The organism is Acidobacteriota bacterium, from assembly GCA_040752915.1.
In the GTDB taxonomy this organism is placed as follows: Bacteria; Acidobacteriota; UBA4820; order UBA4820; family DSQY01; genus JBFLVU01.
In genome coordinates, this window is the sequence record JBFMHB010000096.1 from 1 (window position 1) to 7,740 (window position 7,740).

Consider the following 7,740-nt stretch of genomic DNA (forward strand, 5'->3'; position numbering starts at 1 on the left):
CCGCGCTCCCGCATCCAGTCGTCGTTGAAGATGGTGCTCAGGTAGCGTGAGGCGCCGTCGGGAAAGATCGTGACGATGCGCGAAGGGCGATCGAGATTTCGGGCCAGCTCCAGGATGGCCCACAGGGCGGCTCCGCTGGAACCGCCTGCCAGAATCCCCTCTTCGCGGACGAGGCGTCGGGTCGTCAGGAAGGAGTTCCGGTCGCTGACTTGGATCATCTCGTCGATGACCGAGAAATCGGCCGTCCCGATGAGGAATTCGTCGCCCAGACCTTCGAGGAGGTACGGTTTCGGCTCGACCCGGCGCCCCGTGCGGAAGTACTCGGTGAAGACCGATCCCTCGGGATCCACGGCCACCACCCGGATGGAGGGGTCCTTCTCCTTCAGGTACCTCGCGACGCCGCCAATGGTCCCACCCGTCCCCATCCCGGCCACGAGGTAGTCGATGCGCCCCTCCATCTGCTCCCAAATTTCCGGGCCCGTCGTGAGGTAGTGGGTTTCGTTGTTTTCCCGGTTGTTGTGCTGATCGGGGAAGAAACAGCCCGGCGTCTCCTTCGCCAGCCTGGACGCGATGTTGTTGTAACTGTCCGGATGTTCGGGGGGAAGGGAGGTGTCCGCGAAGTGGACGTCGACGCCCAGGGCCCTCAATTGGGCCAACTTCTCCCGGCTGATCGTGTCCCGGACCACCACCTTGAGCCGGTACCCCTTCTGGATGGCCACGAGCGCCAGCCCCAGGGCCGTGTTGCCCGAGGAATTCTCCAGGATCAGGGTCCCTTCGACCAGACGCCCCTCCCGTTCCGCCTTCTCGATCATGTGCCGGGCGATGCGGTCCTTCACGCTCCCCATTGGATTGAGGAATTCGAGTTTGGCCCATACCTCGGCCCGGGTGCCCTTCGTGATCCGGTTCAGGCGCACCAGGGGCGTTTGCCCGACGGCCTGGAGCACGTCTTCATAGCGGCGAAGATCCCTCATCGGCACTCCCCTCGACAGCGGCGCGGTCTTTCCAGGCCCTCTCCGGACCCTCCCGCGAGACCGGCCCGCCGCGTAGTGTACTCCACCCCGGCACGGGCCGCAGAAGGCCGCTGGGGCGCTCGATGTCATCCGTTTGGCCCAGGAGGAAGCGCTTAGGACCCTTTGGGTGATGGAGCCCAGGAGCCCGTGGGCCCAAGAGCCCGCGAGTCAGGAAGACCAGGGCGCCAAGCCGAATTCCCTCCGGCTGAAGCGAACCCTTCTTCAGATGAGGCGTCCGTGGAGCAACCGGAGGGAGCGATACGCAAAGGGGGGAGAGCTGGAGGCCTTCCCCCCCTGCATGGTGATGGACTCGTCGGGATTCGAAGCTACGCGGCCTGGAAGCCTCGGGGCCAGAGGCCCCTGCGTTTCAAGGCCGCCTACGCTTCCCGGGCTGGGGCCCCTCCCTCGTTTTCTACGGCTCGGAGCCAAGCAGTTGGCTCCTCGCCTCGAAAACCACGGGGGTCCCCACCCTTCGAATCCCGATTCCAGGGATCCATCGCCCGCCAGCTCTTGGTCGGATTCTTCGCGGAGTCAAAAATGGTGCGCTCGGCGGGATTCGAACCTACGCGGCCTAGAAGCCTCGGGGCCAGAGGCCCCTGCGTTTCAAGGCCGCCTACGATTCCCGGGGTGGGGCCCCTCCCTCGTTTTCTACGGCTCGGAGCCAAGCAGTTGGCTCTTCGCCTCGAAAACCACGGGGGTCCCCACCCTTCGAATCCCGATTCCAGGGATCCATCGCCCGCCGGCTCTTGGTCGGATTCTTCGCGGAGTCGAGAATGGTGCGCTCGGCGGGATTCGAACCCACGACCTTCGGCTCCGGAGGCCGACGCTCTATCCAACTGAGCTACGAGCGCACATGGGGTGAGCGACGGGGGTCGAACCCGCGACAACCGGAGCCACAGTCCGGGGCTCTGCCAGCTGAGCTACGCTCACCACCGAGCGGAACGTCCGTTCCGCCGGGATACCTTACACCGTGGCCGGAGGGCGGTCAAGGCCTCGGAGAGCCGCCCCGGCCCCCTCAGCCGAGGTCCGCAAGGTCCTCGAGCGTGACGTCCAGCTCGGGCACGTCCACCGAGGCCCCGTCGGGGCTCTGGCCCTGCGGCTCCAGACGGATCATGTCGAGGAGGAGAAGGACCCACAAGAACTTCAGGAGGGCGAACTGGGACCTGCCGCCTTCGCGAAACACGTCCGCCACGGGTTTGGGGGTGAGAAGCGCGAGGATCAGGGCCCTCTCGGACTGCCCCAGGTCGAAAGCGTCCAGGACCTCCTCCTCGGGCACCGCGAGCACGACGGCGCGGTTCGTCTCCCGGAAGGCCTGGAGGGGCCGCACCGTGTGGTCCATTTTCAGGACCCCGAGGCGGAGGAGTTCGGGAGTCCTCAGATTGAGGGTGATCATCTCCTCCCCGGCATCCTCCCCCTGAATGAAGGCGCAGTCTCCGTCGGGCAAAGAGAACAGCGAGAAAACGATGTCCTTGACCTGCTCCTTGACCGACCACACGAGCTGTTCCGGAGTGATGAGACCCCGCTCCACCAGGACCGTCCCGAACCGCTTGCCGGGGGTCACGGAGTTGGATGCGGCGTAGAAATCGGGAACGGACAGGATTCCGCGGCGGATCAGCATTTCCCCCAACCGGTCGTTGCGGTCGGTCGATCCGGCGAACACCACGCGGCCGTCTTGGAGAAAGACTTTCTTGCGAACCCCTCCGGCGCCCACCTCGAGGGCCCCCGTCGCCCGCTCCTTGTAGTGCCGAGCGAGAAGCAGGGGAAAACCGCCGTCCTGGCAATCGTGGCTCAAGGCCGCCTCCCGGGGTCCCTGGGGACCCTTGGTGCGCCGTTCCGCTGGCTGTATAGTACCGCCAAACACGGAGGGAAGCCATGTCCGACTGCCTCTTCTGCAAGATCGCCTCGGGCGAGATCCCGAGCCGGAAGGTCTATTCCGACGACGAACTCTTCGCCTTCGAGGACATTCACCCCCAGGCCCCCGTCCATGTCCTCATCATCCCCCGCAAGCACCTGGAGACGCTGAACGACCTGTCGGACGCCGACGCCCCGCTGATGGGCCGCCTCCTCTTGCTTTGCTCTCGAATCGCCCGGGAAAGGGGTCTCGACGCCAAGGGCTTCCGCCTCAATGCCAACTGCCTTGAATCGGCGGGGCAATCGGTGTTTCACGTCCACTTTCACCTTCTGGGCGGGCGACCCTTCGGCTGGCCGCCGGGTTAGGGCCCGGACGGGGTCATCCGAAGGGCCCGACCGGTGCCTTCGACGCCGGCGGGGCCGCGCTCGGGACCTCAGGTCCCCGGGGACCAGGCCGCCCCGTCCCCTCCCGCCCTCCCGGAGCGGGCTCCCCCTCCACGGCTGTCCTTGTGGTATCTTGGAGCGGTCCGGATCCGGACGGCCTTGCGGGCCGAATAGGCAAGCGCCTCGGGACGTTTGGGATGTCTGGATGGAGATCGCCATGGCCCAAGGGCTCCGGGTGGAGACATTCGAGGTGGGACCCCTTGAGAACAACGCCTACCTCGTAGTGTGCGACCGGTCCAAGGAAGCGGTCCTGGTGGACCCGGCCATGGGCAGCGAAGGCATCGCGGCCAGGATCGACGAACTCGGCGTCCGGCTCGCGGCCGTGCTCAACACCCACGGCCACTTTGACCACATCTTTCACAATGCCTTGTTTTCCAAGAGATTCGGAGCCAAGGTCCTGATTCACGAAGGGGACCTCGAGCTCCTCAGGTGCGTGGATCGTCACGCGGCCCTGTTCGGGTTCCGGGCCCATCCGGGTCCGGAACCCTCCGGGTTCCTCAAGCCGGGAGAGTCCATCCAGGTAGGCGATTACAGCCTCCGGGTGGTTCACACCCCGGGGCATTCGCCGGGCGGCGTGTGCTTCGTGGGGACCGGCTTCGTTCTGGTGGGAGACACCCTCTTCGCCCAATCCATCGGGCGAACGGACCTTCCGGGAGGAGATTACGACACCCTCGTGCGCTCCATCCGGACAGAGCTCTACACCCTTCCGAACGCCACCGAGGTACTTCCGGGCCACGGGCCGTCCACGCTGATCGGCTTTGAAAAGCGGCACAACCCCTTCGTCAAGGGGCTGTCGTCGCACGCCGATTGACGCGGGCGCTCCCGGCGCGGGCCGGGAGCCTCCCCGATGGAGGCCGTCTCCGTGGATCAGGAATTGCCGCTCCCCATCCCCTTGCAGCAGGGAATCCTGTACGGCCCGGTCCGGTCCAGGCGCCTCGGCCTCTCTCTGGGGCTCAATCTCCTCCCCGACGAGATCAAGGCCTGCTCGCTGAACTGCCGGTACTGCCAGTATTCCTGGACGGGCCTGCTCACCGGAGACGGGCGGGCCGTCGCGCCGTTCCTGCCAACCCGCGAGGCCGTTCGAGAAGCCCTTCGGGCTCGCCTTTTGGAACTGGCCGCCGGGGGGACCCCCCCGGATGTCCTGACCTTCTCGGGCAACGGGGAGGCCACGCTTCACCCCGATTTCCCTTCCATCGCCGCCGACGTGACCGAGCTGAGGGACGCTCTCGCGCCCAGGTGCCGGACGGCGATCCTCTCCAACTCCACCACCATTCACCGGCCGGAGATCCGCCGGGCCCTCCTCGCCCTCGACCTTCCGATCCTCAAGCTCGACACGGGGCGCGAGGAGACCTTCCGCAAACTCAATGCGCCCGCCCCGGGCGTCACCTTCGCCCACATCCTCGACGGCCTGCGGGCCATGGAAGGCCGAGCCATCCTCCAGTCCCTGTTCGTGACGGGCTCCGTGGACAACTCCACGGAGGAGGAGGTGGTGGCCTGGATCCGCGCCGTCGCCGCCATACGGCCCCATCATGTTCAAATCTACACGCTCGACCGGGGAACCGCCGACCGGGGCCTGCGCCCCGTCGAGCGGACCCGTCTCCTCGCCATCGGCGACGCCCTTCAAGCGTCCTGCGGCGTGCGGGCGGAGGTCTTCGGTTGACCTTCACGCAGGGAGGAAAAGGCCATGACGGCCCATAGTCTGTTGCCCCTTTTGACCGGGCTCCTGGGATTGACCCTGGGGATCATCGGCGGCTGGCTGCTCTCCAACCGCCTGGGAGCGAGGGCGCTGACCCGCGCGCGGGAGGAGGCCCAGCGCCTCCTGGACGACGCCGCCGTCCAGGCCGAGAACCTCCGCAAACTCGAGCTGGCCAGGGCCAGGGAGCAGTTCGAACTGGAGCGCCAGGCCGCGGAGGACGATTACCAGAAGCGCTTCGAGGCCGTGAAGAACATCGAACGGGCCATGAACCGCCGCGACGCGCACCTCCAGCAGGTGGACCGCGAACTGGCGAAGCGGCGGTCGGAACTCGACGAGGTGGAGAAGAAGCTCCAGGAGGGTTTCGACGAGGTGGCCCGCCAGGAAGAAAAGGCCCGCGAACTCCACGCCGAATACCTGGCCCGCATCGAACGCGTGGCCGGGCTCTCGGCGGAGGAGGCCAAGCGCCAGCTCGTCTCGAACTACAAGAGCGAGGCCGAGCACGAGGCGGCCGCCTTGATCCGCCAGATCAAGGAGGACGCCCAGCGAACGGCGGAGATGGAGGCGCAGAAGATCATCACCCTGGCCATCGAGCGCGTCGCCGCGGACCAGGTCGTGGAGCGGACCACGACCCAATACCGCCTCCAGGACGAGAACATCAAGGGGCGCCTCATCGGCCACGAGGGCCGGAACATCAAGTTTTTCGAGGAGCAGACGGGGATGCAGCTCCTCATCAACAACGACGATCCCAACACCGTCGTCATCTCGGGATTCAACCCCATTTCCCGCGAGGTGGCGCGCCAGTCCCTGGAGCGTCTCATCCAGGCGGGGAAGATCCATCCGCGGAAGATCCAGGAGGTGGTGGCCAAGGTCAAGAAGAAGGTCCAGCGCGAGATCGTGATCGCGGGCGAGGAGGCGTTCAAGACCCTCGGCCTCGAGCAGGCCCACCCCGAAATCGTCAAGCTCGTGGGCAAGCTCAAGTACCGGACCTCCTACGGCCAGAACGTCCTCAACCACTCGATCGAAGTGGCCGAACTCTGCGGCAACATGGCGGCGGAGCTGGGCCTCGACGTGGACCTGGCCCGCCGGGCCGGGCTCCTCCATGACATCGGCAAGGCCATCGACGTGGAGCGGGAAGGCACGCACCCCGAACTGGGGGGTGAAGCGGGGCGGCAGTACGGGGAGCACGAGGTGGTGGTCAACGCCATCGAGAGCCACCACGAGGACGTGGAGGTGATCCACCCCATTTCCATCCTCGTGGCCGTCTGCGACGCCATTTCGGGATCCCGGCCGGGCGCGCGCCGGGCTTCCCTCACGGACTACCTGCGGCGCATCGAGACCCTCGAGGCCATCGTGAACTCCTTCGAGGGCGTCGAACAGTCCTTCGCCATTCAGGCGGGCCGGGAGGTGCGCGTCATCGTGAAGACCGACCAGGTCCGGGATGACCGGCTTCCCTTCCTGACCTCCGAGATGACCAAGAAAATCCAGGAGGAAATGGACTTCCCGGGCCGCATCCGGGTCACCCTCATCCGGGAGATGCGCGCCGTGGAGTACGCGGGATAGAGCGCAGATGGAAGGAAAGACCTGGGATACCCGTGCATCCGGGGAATCCGAGCCGCTCCGACGCGACCGGGTGAAAGACCCGGCGCTGTTTCCCATCCTGGACAAGGTGGAGGCCGGGGAGCGCCTCTCCTTCGAGGACGGCGCGATCCTCTTCCGCTCCACGGACCTTCTCGCCCTCGGCGCCCTGGCCAACCGGGTCCGGGAGGCCAAGAACGGGAACCGGGCCTACTTCAACGTGAACCGCCACATCAACCACACCAACATCTGCATCTCGGGCTGCAGCTTTTGCGCCTTCGCCAGGAAGCCGGGACAGGAGGGCGGCCACCGGATGACCCTGGAGGAGATCCTCGCCCGGGCCGTTCCCCCCGAAGGGGAGCGCTGGGAAGAGCTGCACATCGTGGGCGGGCTCGATCCGGGTTTCTCCTTCGCGGACGTCCTCGAGATGCTGAGGGCCCTCAAGGCCCTGAACCCCTCCGTCCACCTGAAGGCCCTGACTCTTGTGGAAGTGGACTACTACGCCCGCCGGGAAAGGAAATCGCCCGAGGAAATTCTCGGCGCGCTCCGGGAGGCCGGCCTCGACTCCCTGCCGGGAGGGGGGGCCGAGATCCTCGGGGAGGACCTGCGTCGCCGTATCTGCCCCAACAAGATTTCCGGGGCGCGCTGGCTGGAGCTGGCACGAACGGCCCACCGCATGGGCATCCGCACCAATTGCACCATGCTGTACGGCCACCTGGAAACGGTGGAGGACCGGGTGGACCACCTCCTCCGTCTGAGGGACCTCCAGGACGAGACGGGCGGTTTCATGGCCTTCATCCCCCTCCAGTTCAACAAGGAGAACACTCCCTACGCTCACCTTCCCGAGGTCACGGGAGTGGACAATCTGAGGACTTTGGCCGTTTCCAGGCTTCTCCTCGACAACGTCGACCACCTCAAGGTCTACTGGGTCATGGTGGGTCTCAAGATCGCCCAGACCGCGCTGTGGTTCGGGGCCGACGACGTGGACGGAACCGTCGTGGAGGAGCGCATCACCCATGACGCGGGAGCCACGACCCCCAGGGGACTCACCCTGGAGGCCCTCCTCCACCTGATCCGACGGGCCGGCCGGATTCCCGTCGAGCGCGATTCCCTCTACAACGCCCGGAGGGTCTATGGTCCGGGGACGGACACGGCTCGTCCCTT

General features: G+C 66.3%; 7 protein-coding genes and 2 tRNA genes. 5 read left to right on the forward strand and 4 right to left on the reverse strand.

Annotated elements, in window-relative coordinates:
- From AB1824_12410 to AB1824_12425, 4 genes are all read right to left on the reverse strand, one after another.
- The coding region (locus AB1824_12410) for a cysteine synthase family protein (protein MEW5765767.1) at positions 1-971 on the reverse strand (971 nt) is incomplete at its 3' end.
- Between the two features lie 813 nt (positions 972-1,784).
- Positions 1,785-1,861: transfer RNA gene (locus tag AB1824_12415), tRNA-Arg, on the reverse strand.
- Positions 1,862-1,864: 3 nt separating this feature from the next.
- A tRNA-His gene (locus AB1824_12420) sits at positions 1,865-1,940 on the reverse strand.
- Positions 1,941-2,025: 85 nt separating this feature from the next.
- Complete coding sequence (locus tag AB1824_12425) at positions 2,026-2,802, reverse strand: DUF4388 domain-containing protein (protein ID MEW5765768.1); 777 nt, start codon at positions 2,800-2,802, stop codon at positions 2,026-2,028.
- Positions 2,803-2,882: 80 nt separating this feature from the next.
- On the opposite strand from AB1824_12425, the gene AB1824_12430 reads away from it, so the two are divergent.
- From AB1824_12430 to mqnE, 5 genes are all read left to right on the forward strand, one after another.
- A complete protein-coding gene (locus tag AB1824_12430) occupies positions 2,883-3,227 on the forward strand; it encodes a histidine triad nucleotide-binding protein (protein MEW5765769.1) in 345 nt (114 codons plus the stop codon).
- 223 nt (positions 3,228-3,450) lie between these two features.
- Entirely contained in the window at positions 3,451-4,116 is a 666-nt protein-coding gene (locus AB1824_12435; GenBank protein ID MEW5765770.1) for an MBL fold metallo-hydrolase, read from the forward strand.
- Positions 4,117-4,152: 36 nt separating this feature from the next.
- A complete protein-coding gene (locus AB1824_12440) occupies positions 4,153-4,965 on the forward strand; it encodes a radical SAM protein (protein MEW5765771.1) in 813 nt (270 codons plus the stop codon).
- A 24-nt stretch (positions 4,966-4,989) separates the two neighbouring features.
- Entirely contained in the window at positions 4,990-6,561 is a 1,572-nt protein-coding gene (gene rny / locus AB1824_12445) for a ribonuclease Y (protein MEW5765772.1), read from the forward strand.
- A gap of 7 nt (positions 6,562-6,568) precedes the next feature.
- Positions 6,569-7,740, forward strand: a 1,172-nt coding sequence (gene mqnE / locus AB1824_12450) for an aminofutalosine synthase MqnE (protein ID MEW5765773.1), incomplete at its 3' end; no start/stop codon positions are given.

Coding starts and splice junctions, on each gene's coding strand:
- AB1824_12430 (MEW5765769.1), top strand. CDS start 2,883: ATGTCCGACTGCCTCTTCTGCAAGATCGCCTCGGGCGAGATCCCGAGC.
- rny (MEW5765772.1), top strand. CDS start 4,990: ATGACGGCCCATAGTCTGTTGCCCCTTTTGACCGGGCTCCTGGGATTG.
- AB1824_12435 (MEW5765770.1), top strand. CDS start 3,451: ATGGAGATCGCCATGGCCCAAGGGCTCCGGGTGGAGACATTCGAGGTG.
- AB1824_12440 (MEW5765771.1), top strand. CDS start 4,153: ATGGAGGCCGTCTCCGTGGATCAGGAATTGCCGCTCCCCATCCCCTTG.